Raw genomic sequence first — 17,047 nt, 5'->3', positions numbered from 1 at the left:
TCAGCTCACGGCATACGTGCGGCCACCCGCGCCCCGCTGGGACCGTCGCTCACGCCGGGGCGCCTGCCGTGGCCAGCACGAGCCGGTCCACCACTCCTGCAGGCCCGGCCCCACTCCTGCCCCAGGCCCGCTGCCGACTCGCACCGTCGCCACGGGCCGCCAGCCGTTGGAAAAGCGCTGTGACCTCCGCCAGATCCCCGTACTGCTCCAGCACCGGGCGCACGTGCCGCACCAGCCGTTCAGCAACTTCCGGCACCGGACGAACCTGCCCGGTCAGGGCGTCGAAACCACCGCCGTTCCAACCATCCCGAGCAGCACGCCAACAAGCGGCTCGCAGCACCTCACCGTCCCAACGAGGGCCGGGGTCACCGCGCCGTACCTTTTCCGCTGCGGTGACGACCAGCGCACGGAACAGCACGGCGACCGCGATGGTGTCGTCGATGTCCTGCAGCACGTCCATGGACCGGATCTCCAACGTAGGCAGCCGGGGATTGGGGCGCAGGTCCCAGAACGGCATGCCGGGTTCCAGCATGGCCTCCGTATCGGCGATCAACACGGCGAGCCGCTCATGCTCCTCCAACGAGGCCGCATACGGCGGCGGTCCCAGGCACGGGAAGCGGCCTCTGATGACCGAGCGCCAGCTGGCGTAACCGGTATCACGCCCCTCAAAAAACGGGGAGTTGGCGCTCAGCGCGATGAAGGCAGGCAACCAGGGCCGCACATGATTATCGGTCACCACGGCCAATTCCCGGTCAGGAAGGTGGACGTGGACATGGAGCGCGCCGATGAGGAAGTCGTCCAGCATGCTGCCGTACTGCTCCCGCCCGGCCCGGTAACGCGGGTGGTCACCCAGTCGCGGCGGGCCACCCTGTCTGAGCACCGGGGTGCCCGAGGCGCACAGGCACGAACCTTTGGCACGCGCCGCGGTGACCAGCGCCCTGCGCACCCGCTCAAGTTCCCCGCGCAGCTCGCCCGCGGTCCGGCACGGCGGGGTACGCCCCTCCACCTGGCATTCCGCAAACTCATTGGCGACCAGATCGCCGACCACGCGAGAGGCACGAGCAGCGACCCCGGGGCCGGCGGGAACGGCAGCACGCGTGTGAGGATCAACGAGGAAATACTCCTCCTCTACGCCGATCGTGGGCAGGTCACCGGTGTGTGCGGCAGGGGGCATGGAACGGGACTCATCGGTCACTTCTCCAGCATCCCGCGGACTGTCCGTCCTGTCGTCCGGCACGCGCGATGCCTGTCAGCCGAGCGGGGCATGCTCGCTCCTCCGGACCTGTCCGTCTCCTCTTGACCGGTCCGTCCGGTCACGGGCTCACGGGCTCACGGGCTCACGGGATGGCGGCGCGGAATTTCTTGGTGAGGTCGGCACCCCGTATGACGCCACCTTCCTTGTACTTGAGTCCCCAGGCGTCGATCAGCGATCCGTCGCCGAACATGCATGCGGCGACGGCCTTGTCCGGATGCGTTTCGCCGGGTACCGCCCAGCCTCCGCCGTCGGTCGGCCTCGGACCATACATGGCCGTGCCGTTGAGGGTCTGGCAGTAGGCGATGGACGGATTGCCCGGCTTGCCCCCGGGGTCCTTCGGCACATGCACGTAGGCGAGGGCGGCCAGGGTGGGCTTGTCGGCGGCCAGTGAGTCGGCCGCGATCATGATCCGGGAGCCGTCCTTGGCGGTGAACGTACACATCACCCGCTCACCGCCCAGCTGGACCATCTGCGTGCCGGTCTTGGTGTAGTAGGGGACCTCCTTCTGCGCGGTGCCACCCTGCTTCTCGCACCATGACACGGCACTGGGTGCCTTGGACCGTGGCTCCGCGGCGTGGGCGCCCGCGGCGGCGCAGGTGAGCAGGATGAGAGCGCCGACGGCTACCGCTCGGGAGCGTTGCATGCTGCCTCCTGGGGCAGGGTGGGGAAGGCGATCCCACATCGTTGAGCGGCACCGATCCAACCGTCAACGGATGGACACAACTTCCCGTACCACAAAGCAAGTTGGCGTGATACGTGCCGTCATACCCACTTGACGAAGCCGCCGCGCCCGTCGCGCAACGGATGGCGTTACTGTCATGGCGTATCTCAGGGCGCATCCGACGGCATATCCAACGGCACATCCAGCGACATACCCAACGCCGTGTCTCAGAGAGGAGTCCGAATGGACATCGAGCAGGCCCGCGCACGCATTGCCGACATCCGAGCGGCCGGCGAACGCGTGACCGCGGACGAGTTGGACCAGCTGTGGGCGGTACTGGAGACCGTGCGGCCGGAGGAGATCCTCGGCTCGTGGCAGGGGTCCGCTTTTCTCACCGGGCATCACGTGGAGGACATGCTGGAGCAGGCCAAGTGGCACGGCAAGCGCTTCCACTCCGCTTCCGAGGTCCAACCGCTGATCTGCCGGGACGACAACGGGGAGTTGTTCTCCCACACCGAGCTGGGCAACGGCGAGGCCAGCCTGTGGATGGTCGAGTTTCGTGGTGAGTCGACGGCCACCATGGTCTACGACGGCCGACCGATCCTCGACCATTTCAAGCGGGTCGATGACGACACCCTGATGGGCGTGATGAACGGACGCGGTGTCATGGACTCCCAGGGCCACCACTTCTACTTCGTCCTGGAGCGGGAGCCCAGCTGACTCCCCACCCGTACCACCACGAACCTGCGACTGACTTCCGCGCCCGGCGCGCCGACCAGTCACTCACTTCCGTCGCCCCGTGCGGGCGACGACCGATAGTTCAGGGGGAACCAACCCATGCGCATCCAGGCAGCCCTGGTCGAGTCCGTCGGCGGTCCCTTCGCCCTGCGCGATGTCGACATCGACGAGCCGCGGCGCGACGAGATCCTGGTCCGGATCACGGCGGCGGGGATCTGCCACACCGATCTCAGCACCCGGCAGGTCTGGCCACTCCTTCCCATGGTGTTCGGGCACGAAGGCGCCGGCCTCGTCGAAGCCGTCGGCTCGGCCGTGACGACCCTCGCTCCCGGAGACAGCGTGTGTCTGAGCTACCGCAGCTGTGGCACTTGCGGCAATTGCTCCTCCGGTCGGTCCGCGTACTGCCAGACAGGCATCCACGCCCTCAACGCCAGCGGAACCAGGACCGACAACAGCACACCCCTGTCCCGGAATGGTTCCCCGGTCTTCGGCAGCTTCTTCGGCCAGAGCAGCTTTGCCACTCACGCACTTGCCTACGAGAGCAACTGCGTCAAGGTTCCCGCCGAGCTCGATCCGGTTCTCGCCGCCCCGCTCGGGTGTGGAGTGCAGACCGGTGCCGGTACGGTCCTCAACGTCCTGCAGTCGACCGCAGGTTCGTCGCTGGTGGTCTTCGGTGCCGGAAGTGTTGGTCTGAGCGCGGTCATGGCGGCGGTTGCGCAAGGCGCCTCCGTGGTCGCCGTTGATCCGGTCGCTTCCCGGCGCGCGGTGGCACAAGACCTCGGCGCCATCGCCGCACTCGACCCGGCTGACGTGGGCGACGTGGCGACAGCCGTTCGTGAGATCACGCGGGGTGGGACGCACCACGCACTCGACACCACCGGCCGATCCGCCGTGATCTCCCAGGCCATCGGGTCCTTGCGCCCGCGGGGGACGCTGGCGATGGTGGGTATCGGCAAGACGGCCGAGTTCGACATCATGACCGTGATGACCAAGGGTATCCAGCTGCGGGGCGTCATCGAAGGGGACGCGGTTCCCCAGAAGTTCATCCCCCACCTCATCGCCCTCCACGCGCAAGGACGGCTCCCCGTAGAGAAGCTGATCACCCGGTACCCCTTCAGCGAGATTGAGGCGGCCGCACGCGCCGCGGCTTCCGGTGAGGTCATCAAGCCGGTCCTCACGTTCGGTTGACCAGATAGGTCCGACCGCTGTGCCGTGGGGCCGTTTCGTGGAGAACGTCGTGGTAGCCAGCTCGTTCCAACGTCTCGGTATCGGCCGCCAGCTGATGGAAGCGGCCATACAGCTGGGTGAAGCGGCAGGCTGCTACAAGGTGCAGCTTCTGGCAGCGGACGAGGCGTACGTCCACCGCTTCTACGAAGCGTGCGGATTCAATGCCCGCGCGCATGGCTTCCGCCGCTACATGGACGAGCACGCCGACATGAGGTCGTAGTTGTCATTGGGGCAGCTGGACTCCAGGAAGCCGAGCGCCGAGTGCTTGCTCTGCGCCCTGCCATTCCTTGTGGCGGCGCTCGGTTCTTACCGATCAGGGCGTGAGGGCCTTTAGGGCACCGCATCCGAAAGCGGCCATGGACAGCGGGAAGCAGACAGCGTGCGGCGCGCGCTGGTGTGTCTGTTCGGGGGGCGTAGGCCTGGACGAGGTGGGTTTCTTGGGCGCTGCTGGGGCGAGGAACCGTACGGCTGTGTGGGGCGTGGGGGATGTGGCGCGCGTTTTGGCCGGTTGGGCGGGGGGCTCGCCGCTGTTGGGCCGCGCGCCGGGGTCGGCTCGGTGCGCATCGCGGATGGCGCAGCGCGGGGCGCGGGGCGGTAGTTGGGGCGAGGGGTCGTGGAGGTGGGCGCTGGTGGTTGCGTGGTGGTGCGGGGCCGGCGCGGGGCGTCCGTCGGGTGCGAGGGAGCGGAGGAACGTTACCCGGCGGCTCCCGGCGCTCTGTCATGCGCCCGCACTACTGTGCGCGATGCTGTGGTGGTGACTTGACTGGAGTCATGACGGATCATTCCCGGTTGTTGGGTAATGACCTTTGCAGTCCCATAACACTGGATATGCCAACGTAAAAAGTTGTCAGCATGTGCTTGGAGGCACGTCATGGCCGCCCGACCTGTGTTCGCGCGTCAGAACAATCAGCGGCTGCGGTCGCTCATCCAGGAGGCGGCGGTGTCCAACTCCGCTCTCGCCCGGCAGGTGAACGTGCTGGGGCGCGAGCAGGGGCTCGATCTCCGGTACGACAAGACGTCTGTGAGCCGGTGGCTGCGGGGCCAGCAGCCGCGCGGCCGGGTCCCTGCCATCATCGCCGAGGCGCTGAGCAGCAGGCTCGGGCGGACGGTCTCGACCGACCAGATCGGAATGGCCAACGGCAACAGCGTGACCTGCGGGGTCGGGTTGCACTTCGCCGCCGATGTGAAGGATGCGCTGGGACAGGTCCGCGAGCTGTGGCAGATGGACGCGGAGTCGAGTGAGGCATTGTCCGGTACGACCATGGGCACCGCTGCGTTGGTCGAACCCACCCGGGACTGGCTGATCAGTGCCGTCGACCCGGAAGTGGCGCAGAGCCGCCGGCTGGGGCCGCGAGCGGGGCTGGAGGAGGTCGAGATGGTGCGGGTGACGACCCGGGCGCTGGAGGAGCTCGACCACAGGGTGGGGGGCGGCTATGTGCGGCCGGTGGTGGTGTCGTGTCTGAACAGCGTGCTGTCGGGGCTGTTCGCCGGAAGCTACAGCGAGACCACCGGGCGCCAGTTGTTCGCCGCTGCCGCCCGGTTGACCGAGCTCGCCGGGTACACCGCGATGGACACCGGCCGGCCCGGTCTGGCGCAGCGGTACTACATCCAGGCGCTGCGGCTCGCGCAGGCGGCGGACGAGCGGTGCTACGGCGGTTATGTGCTGGCGGCCGGGCTGAGCCGGCTCGCCGTGGACGCGGGCTGTGCCCGGGAAGCGGTGCAGCTCGCGCGGGCCGCCCAGGAAGGGACGCGGGGGCAGGCGCCACCGGCCGCGCAGGCGCTGTTCTACGTGGCCGAGGCCCGCGGATACGCGCTGCTCGGCGATTCGCGGACCTGCGGGATGCTCAGGGACAAGGCCCTGGAGGCGATGGCACATGCGGATCCGGTCGACGCGCCTGAATGGCTGGCGCACTTCGACCGGGCCTATCTGGCCGATGAGTTGGCGCACTGCCACCGTGATCTGCAGCAGCCCCGGCAGGCTGCTCGCCGGGCCGCCGAGGCGCTCGCGCGGCATCCGCGGACGCGGGTGCGTCGCCGGGCGATCGATCTGCTGCTGCTGGCGTCGGCGCAGGTGCAGGCCGGTGAGGTGGAGGAGGCGTGCCGGGTGGCCGAAGAGGCCGTGGGTCTGCTGCGGCAGCTGCGGTCGGCGCTGGGCAGGAAGTATCTGGAGCAGTTTCTGGCGGGACTCCGTCCCTACCGAGATACCAAACCTGCCAGTGACTTCGCCGTCCTGGTGCAGGAGTGCGAGGCACATCTGCCCACACAGCGTGCCTCCAGTGATTGACGGGCCCGGGAAGTGGCGCCGGCAGCCAGGCAGATCGTCCCGCTCCGGAGGGGAGAGAGGGAGTCGAACCTGTCTGGCCGTCGACCGTCGCGGCCGGTGCGCGGAGCACGGGGCGCGGGCAGTGGGAGACGCCGGTCATGTGCGGTCACGGCTGCGGGAGGCAGCCGACGGGTGCGCAGGTGGAGAGCGGCACCGTGGCCCAGACCGTGCAGCCGTCGTCGGTCTCCGTCCGGCGGCCCCACTGCAGGCAGGACTTGGCGATGAGTTCCAGGCCGCGGCCGTTTTCCTGGCCGTGGTCCGGGTAGCGCCTGCGCGTCACCCACGGGGTCCCGCCGCCGTCGTGGACCTCGATGTGTACCTGCTGCGCGGATCTGCGTAGTCGGCAGGTGATGCGGAGGGCGCCGGAGTGCTGGATGGCGTTGGTGACGAGTTCGGACAGGGTGAGCAGGATGAGGTAGCGGGTGTCGTCGGCCTGGATCTGCTGCCCGTCGAGCCAGGCACGGGCCAAGGCGCGGCAGACCGGCACCGAGCGCTCCAGTGGTGGCAGGCTGAATGCGGTCTGCTTGCCGGAACGCCAGTGGTCGGGTGACATGACCGTGGCCTTCGCTTCGGGCCAGTTCTCGATCTGCTGGGCCGTCAGTTCAATGCCGGCCTCTTGCACGATGGGTAACATGACTACCCCTTTCTCAGGTTCCTCTCGGACCCCCGTACTCATTGGGGAACCCTCAGGCGGAATAACGCCCGGGATTCCTCAGCTGCTTTTCCACATTCATTGAAACAGTACGGAGGGCGTTACGGAAGGCGCATCATGCAGCGCAAAAAGGGGTGCGGAGACATGGGGAAGCGAAATACTATCACCGCAAGAAAACGTTGTGCGGGAGTGGCGGGAATAGAGAGTAATTGGTGCCGTAACTGAATAATCGCCGCCGCACAGCACCGCGTTCGGCGGATACCGTCGAGGTGTCCGCCGAACGGGAGAGAGCGTTCCGTGCCGCGTTATGTGGCGGTCAGTTCCAGCCCCAGAAGTTCTGCAACGCCCACCGCGAGATCGGCCAATGTGGGGTGCTGCCACACGAAGTTCCGTGACACCGAGACGGCGAAGGTCCGCTCGATGCGCACCCGCATCTCCATGGCCAGGAGGGAGTCGAATCCCAGGGATTTCAGCGGGATCTGCGGGTCGACGGTGCCGTCGCCCAGGCGCAGCACCGCCCGGACGTGGTCCGCCAGACGCTCCTCCAGTGCTGCTCTGCGCGCCAGGCCGGTGGGCAGCGCGCCGAGCCAGGCGCGCAACTCCCCGGTGTCGTCGGGGGCTTCGGTCCCGTTGGCCTCGGTCCCCTTGGCGGGCCGCTCGGTCGAGACCGCGCTGAAGAAGGGGAGGTGCCGGCCCGTGGGAGGGAGCCAGGTGTCCGACGGCCCGGGGAGCACACCGGTCTGCACGCGCCGCCGGGACAGCAGGGCCTGCAGCGCGGCCATGCCCTGATCGGTGGGGATGGTGTGGTAGCCGCGCCGGCCGAAGTCGGTGGCGACGCCCGTCTCGCCCCAGGGACCCCAGTTCACCGCCAGCGTGGGCAGGCCCCGGGCGGAGCGCCAGGCCGCGAAGCCGTCGAGCCAGGAGTTCGCCGCGGCGTAGGCACCCTGACCGGCGTTGCCGAGCAGGGAGGCCATCGAGGAGAACGCCGCGAACCAGTCCAGCGGGCACCCCTCCGTGGCGTGGTGCAGCCGCCAGGCACCCGCGGCCTTCGGCAGCCAGATACGTTCCAGCTGTTCGTCGGTGACGTTGGGGAGGGCCGCGTCGTCCAGGACCATGGCGCAGTGCACCACGCCGTGGAGCGGGAAGCCCCCGGTCGCCGCGGTCGTCACCAACCGCTCCGCGGTGCCCGGTTCGGCGATGTCACCGAGGACCACCGACACCTTGGTGGTGTCCTTGCCCAGGTCGGCGATCTGCCGTGCGGCGTCCGGGGAGGGCGCGGAACGCCCGTTGAGGACCACATGGCCGGCGCCGTTCGTGGCGAGCCACCGTGCGGTGGCCAGCCCCAGTCCGCGCAGTCCGCCGGTGACGATGTAGGCGCCGCCCTTCCGGACCGGCAGGCCCATCTCGGGCAGTGCGGCGCGGGCCCGGCCGGCGTGCGGGACGGCCAGCACGATCTTGCCGGTGTGGTCGGCGGCGGCCATGGTCCGGAAGGCCGTGGTGGCTTCGGACAACGGGTACTCGGTGCAGTGCAGCGGGGTGAGCCGGCCGGCTTCGAACTCGTCGAGGACCTCCTGCCAGACCCGGGCGAACGCGTTGGGACGGTGGCGGCGCAACTCGATCAGGTCGACGGTGCGCAGGGTGACGTTGTGGCGCAGGGGCAGCATTCCCAGCGGGGCGTCGGACAGGATGTCGCGCACCCCGAGCTCCACGAACCGGCCGAACGGACGGAGCGTCTCCAGTCCGGTGCGGATCGCCGCGCCGGAGAGCGAGTTGAGTACGACGTCGACACCGTCACCGGTCGCCTCGCGGACCTTCTCCCCGAACTCCAGGGAGCGGGAGTCCATGACGTGCCGGATGCCCATGCCGCGCAGGTAGCGGCGTTTGTCCTCACTGCCGGCCGTGGCCAGCACATCGGCCCCCAGCGAGCGGGCCACCGCGATCGCCGCCAGCCCGGTGCCGCCGGTGGCCGAGTGGATCAGCACCCGCTCCCCGGCCGCGAGGCGCGCGACATGCCGCAGGGCGTACCAGGCCGTCACGAAGGCGACCGGCAGGCCCGCCGCGGTGACCGGCCCGAGACCGGCGGGGATCGGCGCCACCCCCTCGGCCGGGACGGTCAGGAACGAGCCGAACGCCCCGCCCCGCAGGTCGATGGCGACCACCTCGTCGCCGACCTGCACATGGTCCACGCCGGCGCCCACCGCACTGACGACGCCGGAGCACTCGAACCCGATGCGGTAGCGGACGTCCTCGTCGCCGGGTAGCAGGCCCAACGCCGTCAGCACGTCGCGGAAGTTCAGGCCAGCCGCGGTGACCCGCACCTCGACCTCTCCGCGCTGCGGCGGGCGCCGCCGGACCACGGCGTACTCCAGGCTCGACAGATCGCCGAGCCGGGACGCACGCAGCCGGAACCCGTCCACGCCGTACTGCACGGCGCACGGGGTCAGCGGCCGTTCCTGCTCGGCCGGGGCACGCCGCAGCCGGGCCACCCACCGGTCGCCGGAGCGCAGCGCGACCTCGTCGTCGGCGGCGTCGGCCAGCAACTCCTCGGCCACGTCAGCGGGGTCGGCGTTGCGGGAGTCGGCGTCCACCAGCGTCGGGCGCAGTTCCGGGTGCTCCAGGGCGCCGACCCGGACCAGCCCCCGGAGGCTGCTCTGCCCGATGTCGACGGTGTCGTCCGGCAGCACGTCCCGGGCGCCCTGGGTGATGACGTACACCCGTGGTGACGACGCGCTCGCGGTGACGGCCTGCAGGACGGCGAGCAGTCTTCGGGTGCGCCGCAACGATTCCTCGGTCGGTTCGGCACCGCTCTGCCGGCCGCACACCAGCACCACGCCGCGCGGCGGCTGGAGTCCGGCGGCCAGGCGTTCGCTGAGGGAGTTGCGGAGGGTGTCGAGGGGCGTGTCGTCCAGCGGCCGGTCCCAGACGCTGGTGCGGGCGCAGCGGGTCCGCAGTGCGGCGGCAAGTACCCGGGCCGAGCCGTCCGCCTCCCCGATGACGAACCAACTGCCCGGTGCCTGGCCGGTGTCGGTGGTGGACCGCGGGGAGGAGTGCCAGTCGATCTCCAGCAGCCAGTCCTCGGCCGCCGGTGCGTTGCGTGCGGCCCGCCGTGCGAAGCGCAGGCCGTTGACGGCGAGCACGACCGCACCGTCGCCGTCCAGCAGCCGGACGTCGGCGACCACGCTGTCCGGCGCGTTCTCGCTGATGTGCGCATGGCAGTACTCGGCCCGTGCGGCGTCGCCCAGGACGCGTACCGCCTGCACGGCGACGGGCAGCACGGGTGCGCTGTCGTCCTCGTGCATCAGCGGTGCCACCGCGAGCTGGGCGCAGACGTCGAGCAGCACGGGGTGGACCGCGAGTCCTGGTGCGGGGTCCTTCGCCCGGGCCGGGAGGGTGACCTTGGCGAGATAGCTGCTGTGATGGCGTTCGGTGCGCAGTTCGGTGATACCGGTGAAGGCCGGACCGTGCTCCAGGCCGCGCCGGCGCAGGTTCCGGTACAGATCGCCCGGGTCCAGCCGGACCGGATGGCGCACGGTGAGGGCCTCGATGGGCCGGGGCCGGGTGTCCGGTCGTACGGTCAGCCGGTGCAGCACCGCGTCGGCCTGCCGCTCCCAGTCGCCGTCGTCGCCGCGCGCGAGGATCTCGCAGTGTGCCCGGTCGGACGACGCCATGGTCACGACGGTGCTGAGGTCGGTGTGCGGGGCGAGCCGCAGCAGTTGCTCGAAGTGCACGTCGGTGATGTCGACTTCGTGCGGGGCGGTCCCGAAGGCCTCGGCGGCCGCCGCGAGCGCGATGCTGCAGTGGGCGGCGCCGGGCATGACCGGGTCGCCGTGGACCCGGTGATCGGCGAGCCAGGGCAGTGCGTCGGTACCGGCGTCGGCGCGCCAGCAGTGCCGTACGGGCTCGCCGGGCACTTCGGAGTGCCGGCCGGGCAGGAGGGAGTCGTCCGGGCCGGTGGGCGCGGTGCGGCGGGCCGCCTCGGCCCAGTGGTGGCGCCGGTCGAAGGTGAGGGTGGGGGCGTCGACGAGGTTGCCGCCGTCGTACAGGCGCCGCCAGTTCACCGGGACTCCGGAGCAGTGCAGTGCGGCGAGCTGGGTGCGCAGCGTGGTCGGTTCGTCTTCCTCGCGGCGGAGCGTGGGCAGCACGGCCGGGGCGGTGACCAGCCCGGAAAGGCTCCGCTCGACGGAGTGGGTGACGACGGGGTGGGGCGAGAGCTCGACGTAGACCTGGTGCCGGTCGGCCGCCGCGGCGGCCACCGCCTCGGCGAACCGCACGGGGCGGCGCAGGTTGTCGCACCAGTAGTCGGCGTCGAAGGACGGGGAGGCGCCGGCCTCCACCACGGTCGAGTAGAACCGCACCGCGGGCGGCCGCGGCGTCAGCCCGGCCAGCGCCGAGCGCAGTGCGGGAAGGACCGGGTCGACCAGCGGGCAGTGCGAGGCGACGTCCACGGCGATCGGGAAGACCGGGATCCCCCGGGCCTCCCAGGCGGCGGCCAGGCGGCTCACCTCCGTGGTGCGTCCGGCCACCACGGTCGTGTCCGGCGAGGACAGCACGGCGACGGACACGGTCTCGGCGGCGCCGTCCGCGAGTTCCTCCCGGACCGCATCGGCGCTCAGCCCCACGCTCATCATGCTGCCGGTGCCCGCGATGTCACTGAGCAGGCCGGAGCGGCGGCAGATCACCCGGACTCCTTCGGCGAGCGTCAGTGCCCCGGCCACCACCGCCGCCGCGACCTCGCCCATGGAGTGGCCGATGACCGCGGCGGGTTCGACCCCGTACGAGCGCCAGGTCGCGGCGAGCGCGATCTGGAGCGCGAACAGCACCGGCTGCACCTCGCCACAGCCCTTGACGGGCTTGCCCTTCCGGATCGCGTCGACCACGGAGACCTTGCTCTGTGCCCGGATGAGTTCGCCGACCTCGCTCAACGCCTCGCGGAAGGCAGGTTCGGTCTTCAGCAGGCCGCGTCCCATTCCGGGCCACTGGGAGCCGTGGCCGGAGAACACCCAGACCGGTTGCCGCTCCACCGCCGCGCCCACCGCCCCGGTCACCACCGCGGGGTGGCGCTGCCCGTCGGCGAACGCCCGGAGCGCCCCGAGGAGTTCGCGCCGCCCCGACGCCACGACCCCCAGCCGGCCGCGGCCGGTGCAGCGCCGCAGGGCCAGGGTGTGCGCGAGGTCCCGCAGGGGTACGTTCGCGCCCTCACCGGACACCCACTCCGCGAGTCTGCCAGCCGCGGCCGGCAACACGTCCGGGGAGCCGGCCGGTACGAGGAAGACGTCGGGCGCGGTGGACGCCGGCTCTGCTTGGCGCCGGGCCGCCGTGGTGTTCGGGGCCTGTTCCAGCAGTACGTGGGCGTTGGTCCCGGAGAAACCGAAGGAGGACACCGCCGCCAGCCGGGCCGGCGTCGGGAGCGGCCAGGCGGTCAGCTCGGTCGGCACGAAGAAGCGGGTGTCGGCCGCCGAGATGGCCGGGTTCCACTGCCGGAAGTGCAGGTTCGCCGGGATGGCGCCGCGCTGCAGGCACAGCACCGCCTTGATCAGCCCGGTGACCCCGGCGGCCGGCTCCAGATGTCCGACGTTGGTCTTCACCGAGGTCAGGGCGCAGCGGCCGGGGCCGTGCCCGTAGACGTCGGCCAGTCCGGCGAACTCGATGGGGTCGCCCACAGGGGTTCCCGTGCCGTGCGTCTCGACCATCCCGACGTCCTGGGGGTCGATCCCGGCGCGCGTGAGGGCTTCCCGGTAGAGGGCCCGCTGGGCGGCGGCCGACGGTGCGGCCAGTCCGTCGGACGAACCGTCCTGGTTCGTCGCGGACCCGCGGAGTACGGCCAGTACGCGGTCGCCGTCCCGAACGGCATCGCTGAGGCGTTTGAGCACCACCACACCGCAGCCCTCGCCGCGGACGAAGCCGTCGGCCCCGGCGTCGAAGGTGCGGCAGCGCCCGCTGGCGGAGAGCATGCCCATCCGTGCGAAGGAGCGGGTGATGCGGGGCTGGAAGGTCAGCGTGACGCCGCCGGCCAGTGCCAGGTCGCACTCGCCGGCGCACAGTGCCTGGCGCGCCATGTGCACGGCCACCAGCGAGGAGGAGCAGGCGGTGTCCAGGGCCACGCTCGCTCCGTGCACGCCCAGGAGGTAGGAGACCCGGCCGGCCGCCACGCAGTGGCCGTTGGTCAGGATCGACCCTTCGAGTTCCCGGGGCGTCCCGGTCAGGTGGTCCATGTAGTCGCCGTAGCTGATGCCGGTGAAGACGGCGGTCGGGGTGCCGTGCACCCGCTCCGGCGGGACGCCGGCGTGTTCCAGCGCCTCCCAGGTGACTTCCAGCAGCAGGCGGTGCTGGGGGTCCAGGACATCGGCCTCCCCGCCTGCGACGCCGAAGAAGGCGGCGTCAAAGCCCGCCACCTCGCGCAGGTAGCCGCCCGGCAGGAAGGCCGGTGGCGTGGGATCTCCGCGGCCGAGCGAGTCACCCTGGACGAGGCGTCGGCGTTCGGGGGGAAAGTCGCCGACGGCGTCCCGGCCTTCGGACAGCAGCCGCCACAGGGCTGCGGGCGAGGGGGTGTCGCCGGGGAGCCGGCATCCCATGCCGATCACGGCGATGCGCTCGGTGTCGGTCGGGGTCTGCGGCGCGGCGGCCGGAGGAAGCGTGTGGTTGCTCATCGGGTCTCCCTACGTAGGCGTGGTCCGCGGTCACACGACCTGGGTGCTGCCGAGGAGGATGGCGTTCTTGACCCCGCCGACCTGGTAGTTGAAGTTCAGCGCGTAGTCGAAGTCGAGCGGGCGGGGCCGGACGCCGGGGACGGGGTCGAAGGTGAGGCCGTCGGCGGGTTCCTCGCAGTTGGCGGTGGGGCAGACCTGCCCCCGCTCGATCATCATCAGCGTCAGGGCGACCCCCGTGCAGCCCGCCGGGGCGCCGTTGTGGCCGAAGCAGCCCTCCTGCGACGTCATGAGGGGAGGGTTGTCGGCGCCGTACAACTCCTTGATGGCGGCGGCCTCGAAGGCGGTGACGACGATGTTGCCGTCACTGCCGCCGTGGACGTACGGCACGTTGCCCAGGTCCCACCGGTCGCCGAGGCAGCGGCGGACGGCGGCGACCAGTTCACCGCCGGTCTCGTCGCAGGCGAGCGGGTTGGCCAGGCCGTCGCGGGCCATGGCGGTGGAGAGCACCTGGCCGTAGATGTGCGCACCGCGTCGTGCTGCGTGGTCCCAGCTCTCGATGATCACGGTGGCCGAGCCCTCGCCGTGGTTGATGCAGCTCGCCCGGCGGTCGTAGGGGCGCATGAGGGAGAGGAAGGACGGGACCAGGTCCGGCATCCCGGGTGTCCGCACCGTCTCGTAGGTCTGCTGGGCGCCGTGCAGCAGCCGCTGGATGTTCTGGATGAGGTGCATGTTGAAGACGTCGACGCCGGTGACGACGGCGATGTCGGCCTCACCCCGGGTGATCATCTGCCGGGCGTTGCCGATCTGTACGGCGGACGATGCGCAGCCGCACGAGACGGTGTAGGTGGGTCCGTTGGAGCGGACGAGCGCGGACTGGACCAGGGCCACGTCCGAAGGGGTCACCGCCTGCTGGGCCGCGACGAACAGTTCCATGGCTTCCGGCGCGCTGGTCGTCGCGGGGTCGGCGCGGAGCACCGACAGATAACTGTCGATGTTGGCGTCCACTCCCCCGCGCCCGACCAGAATCGCGGCATCGCTGAGTTCTCCGTCCCGGAAATTGAGTCCGGCATCTTCGCAGGCGTGCGCCAGCGAGAGAAGGCCGTATTGGTGTGCCGTGGTGTAGTGCCGGGAGAAGAACGGCGGAAGGTCCGGGAAATGTTCGTCAAACATTTCCTGGGTCAGGCCGACGGAACCGTAGTAGACCTCGTCGTACTGCAGGCACGACCGGCCGTTTGAGGCCACGTCCCAGGCCTCTTCGGCGGTGAAGACCGGCTTCGTCGGGCCGGGCAGACAGAACCCGACCCCGGTCACCACGGCCCGGCGGCCGGTGTCGTGGTCTTCGGGGTACACGGCTGGTTTCATGGCAGGACTCCGTCCTCACGAGGATCGTCATGTGCCGTCCTCTGCGACTTGGTTTCTTCGTCGGGGCGCGCGATGCCTACTCGGCAATGGACGTGCGGTAATGCCAGCGGTACACGGGCACTTGTTCGCCGTCCAGCTCCGCGTATTCGCCGTAGAATTCGAAACGCTCGTAGCCGCTGCCGCGCACGAGCCGGACCGGATCCCGGGCTTCTTCACGCGAGTTCTGGGGAAGGGCCGTTCCCCCGGCCTCGTCGACGAGAATCACGATGCTTTTCCGTGGCATGGTCCACTCCGGGGTTTTTCGCAGCTTTTCTGGTTCGCAGCCGGATTTACGGCCGATGGCGATGCAGATGCGGTGGGGGAACCTGCGTGGAGGTCACCGCGCGGGCGGCGGCTCCCGGAGGGGCGACGAAGGCCGGGCCTGTCGTACCGGCGGGGCTGCGCCGGTGAGGGGGGTTCGACAGCGGCGAAGGCGGTGGCCGCTGCGCTCGTGGTGGACTTGGGGACGGTCACCACGCTCGATCGCATGGCGCCCCTCGCTCGGCGGTGGGGGGCCGATCAGCCGGCGCCGGAAAACCGACGCCGGCTGACGGATCCAAGACCCTCCGCCGGGGACGCCCATACGGCAACGGTCTGACTCGTAACCAGGCACTGGGCCGGGTCAACGAGTAGGCCGGATGCCGCTCCCCGGAGAGGGTGGGCGGCCCACCGGTTGGATGCGAATAGTTATCCATGCGCTCAGGGTGGGCTACAACAGTCAACCGATAAGGCCACCCATTCGGAGCAGCGCGTAAAACTGCAAACTCGCACCGACCAACTTGCGCACCGGCATTGATGGGTGCTTTTAATTCACTCATGACCGATGTAGCGCCGCCATGCCTCCTCCAGCACTGCGGCGAAAAGATGACGTGCGCCACCGCCAACTCGCCGCTGCGGATTCGCGCGCAGGGAGCTCGGGCACGACGAAATCGGTTGCCTCAGGACGTTAACCAGGCGGTACCGCCGGCCTGTGACGCGGCATAGCACATCTTTCTGAAGTACCCACGGCCGGGCGTCGCCTTCACCACGTACGAATAATTCCCGCCATCCCAGCACGGCCCGACAACACCCCATCAGACAAGGGTAATTGGAGAATGACGATTGTTTTCCCGCCGCGGTCTTCCCGCGCGGCCGACAGCCGCACCATGTCACTCGCCGAGTACGGGGGATATCGGTGGGCGGCCGCGATGCACGGGCTGGAGCCCCTCACCATGTGTCCGTACGAGGCCGGATGGCGGCTGCGTGTCCTCCCGAGCCTGGGACACGTCCCGGTACGGAAGATGACCCGACGGGACGTCAACCGGGCCCTGCACTGCTGGATCGCCGACGAATACGGGCTGTCGACGGTGAAGAACAGCCTGGCGGTGCTGGTGCGGGTCCTCGAACAGGCCGTTTACGACGGGATCCTCGACGCCAACCCGGCGCGCATCGCCGGCTGGCAGCGGGAATACCAGCGTGCCCAGCGCGAGCGCACCACACCTCGGTCGCTGGCGCTGCCCGACCCGGCGGCGCTCGACCTCCTGGCGGCCAGGCTCGTCCAGCAGTCCTCGGACGGCTACCAGGGCTGGGGCGACATCGTGCGCTTCACGGCCTGGACGGGCACCCGCTTCAGCGAGGTGTCCGCCCTGCGCGCCGAGGACATCGACCCGGCGACCTGGACCTGGAACGTGAGCCGGCACACCGTCTTCGTACCGGACGGCCTGACCGAATGCGCGTGCCGCAACCGGAGCCGACGAGCGGTGCCGCTGCGTCCCGCGGCACGGATGCTGCTGGCCCGGCGGTTGCAGGCGGCACGCCAAGCACCGCAAACCCGGCTGTTCACCGAACCGTCCGGTGGCCGCTTTTCCACCCCGCTGCTGAGGGAGGCAACGCATTGGGACGACGTCGTCGTGGAGCTGGGGCACGAGTTCCTGCTGCGCAACGACCTACGGCCCACCGGACTGACGTGGATGGCGGACGCCGGGATGTCCATGTCCGAGTTGCACGACGTCGCCGGGCGCCCTTCGCCGGACGAGGTCCGGCGCTACCTCCCTCCGAACGCCGGCTCCGTGCGCTAGGAGATGTCTTCAAATGTCACGCCCACATCAGGAGCGAGGCGAGGGTGACGGCGGCCTGGTAGGACTCGGTGGTCTTGTCGTAGCGA

11 protein-coding genes are annotated in these 17,047 nt (G+C 70.1%); 5 read left to right on the top strand and 6 right to left on the bottom strand.

Features of this window, described 5'->3' with window-relative positions; translation table 11 throughout:
- Positions 1-49: 49 nt before the first annotated feature.
- The gene (locus tag ACGF4C_RS13335) at positions 50-1,195 is read right to left on the bottom strand and encodes a glutamate--cysteine ligase (protein ID WP_393565915.1); all 1,146 of its coding nucleotides are present in this window, start codon (positions 1,193-1,195) and stop codon (positions 50-52) included.
- A gap of 142 nt (positions 1,196-1,337) precedes the next feature.
- Entirely contained in the window at positions 1,338-1,898 is a 561-nt protein-coding gene (locus tag ACGF4C_RS13330; protein WP_393565913.1) for a hypothetical protein, read from the bottom strand.
- Positions 1,899-2,159: 261 nt separating this feature from the next.
- Between ACGF4C_RS13330 and ACGF4C_RS13325 the strand changes: the two genes are divergently transcribed.
- The 4 genes from ACGF4C_RS13325 (at position 2,160) to ACGF4C_RS13310 (ending at position 6,165) form a co-directional block, all read left to right on the top strand.
- Complete coding sequence (locus tag ACGF4C_RS13325; protein WP_393565912.1) at positions 2,160-2,636, top strand: DUF4334 domain-containing protein; 477 nt, start codon at positions 2,160-2,162, stop codon at positions 2,634-2,636.
- 117 nt (positions 2,637-2,753) lie between these two features.
- Positions 2,754-3,842 carry an NAD(P)-dependent alcohol dehydrogenase gene (locus ACGF4C_RS13320; protein WP_393565910.1) on the top strand — a complete coding sequence of 363 codons (1,089 nt, stop codon included), beginning with the start codon at positions 2,754-2,756 and terminating at the stop codon, positions 3,840-3,842.
- Positions 3,808-4,101, top strand: a complete 294-nt coding sequence (locus ACGF4C_RS13315) for a GNAT family N-acetyltransferase (protein ID WP_393565908.1) — start codon at positions 3,808-3,810, stop codon at positions 4,099-4,101. Before ACGF4C_RS13320 ends, ACGF4C_RS13315 begins: the two co-directional genes overlap by 35 nt.
- 651 nt (positions 4,102-4,752) lie before the next feature.
- Positions 4,753-6,165 carry a hypothetical protein gene (locus ACGF4C_RS13310; protein ID WP_030410383.1) on the top strand — a complete coding sequence of 471 codons (1,413 nt, stop codon included), beginning with the start codon at positions 4,753-4,755 and terminating at the stop codon, positions 6,163-6,165.
- A gap of 145 nt (positions 6,166-6,310) precedes the next feature.
- Here ACGF4C_RS13310 and ACGF4C_RS13305 read toward each other — a convergent pair whose 3' ends face one another.
- The 4 genes from ACGF4C_RS13305 to ACGF4C_RS13290 all read right to left on the bottom strand — a co-directional run bounded on the left by ACGF4C_RS13305 (position 6,311) and on the right by ACGF4C_RS13290 (position 15,130).
- Positions 6,311-6,838, bottom strand: a complete 528-nt coding sequence (locus ACGF4C_RS13305) for an ATP-binding protein (protein WP_393565906.1) — start codon at positions 6,836-6,838, stop codon at positions 6,311-6,313.
- Between the two features lie 323 nt (positions 6,839-7,161).
- Positions 7,162-13,503: an SDR family NAD(P)-dependent oxidoreductase gene (locus ACGF4C_RS13300; protein ID WP_393565904.1), complete on the bottom strand. Its 6,342-nt coding sequence runs from the start codon at positions 13,501-13,503 to the stop codon at positions 7,162-7,164.
- Positions 13,504-13,533: 30 nt separating this feature from the next.
- Entirely contained in the window at positions 13,534-14,865 is a 1,332-nt protein-coding gene (locus ACGF4C_RS13295) for a beta-ketoacyl synthase N-terminal-like domain-containing protein (RefSeq protein WP_393565902.1), read from the bottom strand.
- A gap of 76 nt (positions 14,866-14,941) precedes the next feature.
- Positions 14,942-15,130 (bottom strand): DUF5988 family protein, encoded by a 189-nt coding sequence (locus ACGF4C_RS13290; RefSeq protein ID WP_234441936.1) that lies wholly within the window; start codon positions 15,128-15,130, stop codon positions 14,942-14,944.
- An 868-nt stretch (positions 15,131-15,998) separates the two neighbouring features.
- Between ACGF4C_RS13290 and ACGF4C_RS13285 the strand changes: the two genes are divergently transcribed.
- Positions 15,999-16,961 carry a tyrosine-type recombinase/integrase gene (locus ACGF4C_RS13285; RefSeq protein WP_393565899.1) on the top strand — a complete coding sequence of 321 codons (963 nt, stop codon included), beginning with the start codon at positions 15,999-16,001 and terminating at the stop codon, positions 16,959-16,961.
- Positions 16,962-17,047: the final 86 nt, after the last annotated feature.

Origin of the sequence: Streptomyces sp. NPDC048197 (assembly GCF_043202395.1) — a bacterium.
In the GTDB taxonomy this organism is placed as follows: Bacteria; Actinomycetota; Actinomycetes; order Streptomycetales; family Streptomycetaceae; genus Streptomyces; species Streptomyces siderophoricus.
The sequence above is the reverse complement of the archived record's forward strand: the minus strand, read 5'-3'. Positions and strand labels throughout refer to the sequence as shown.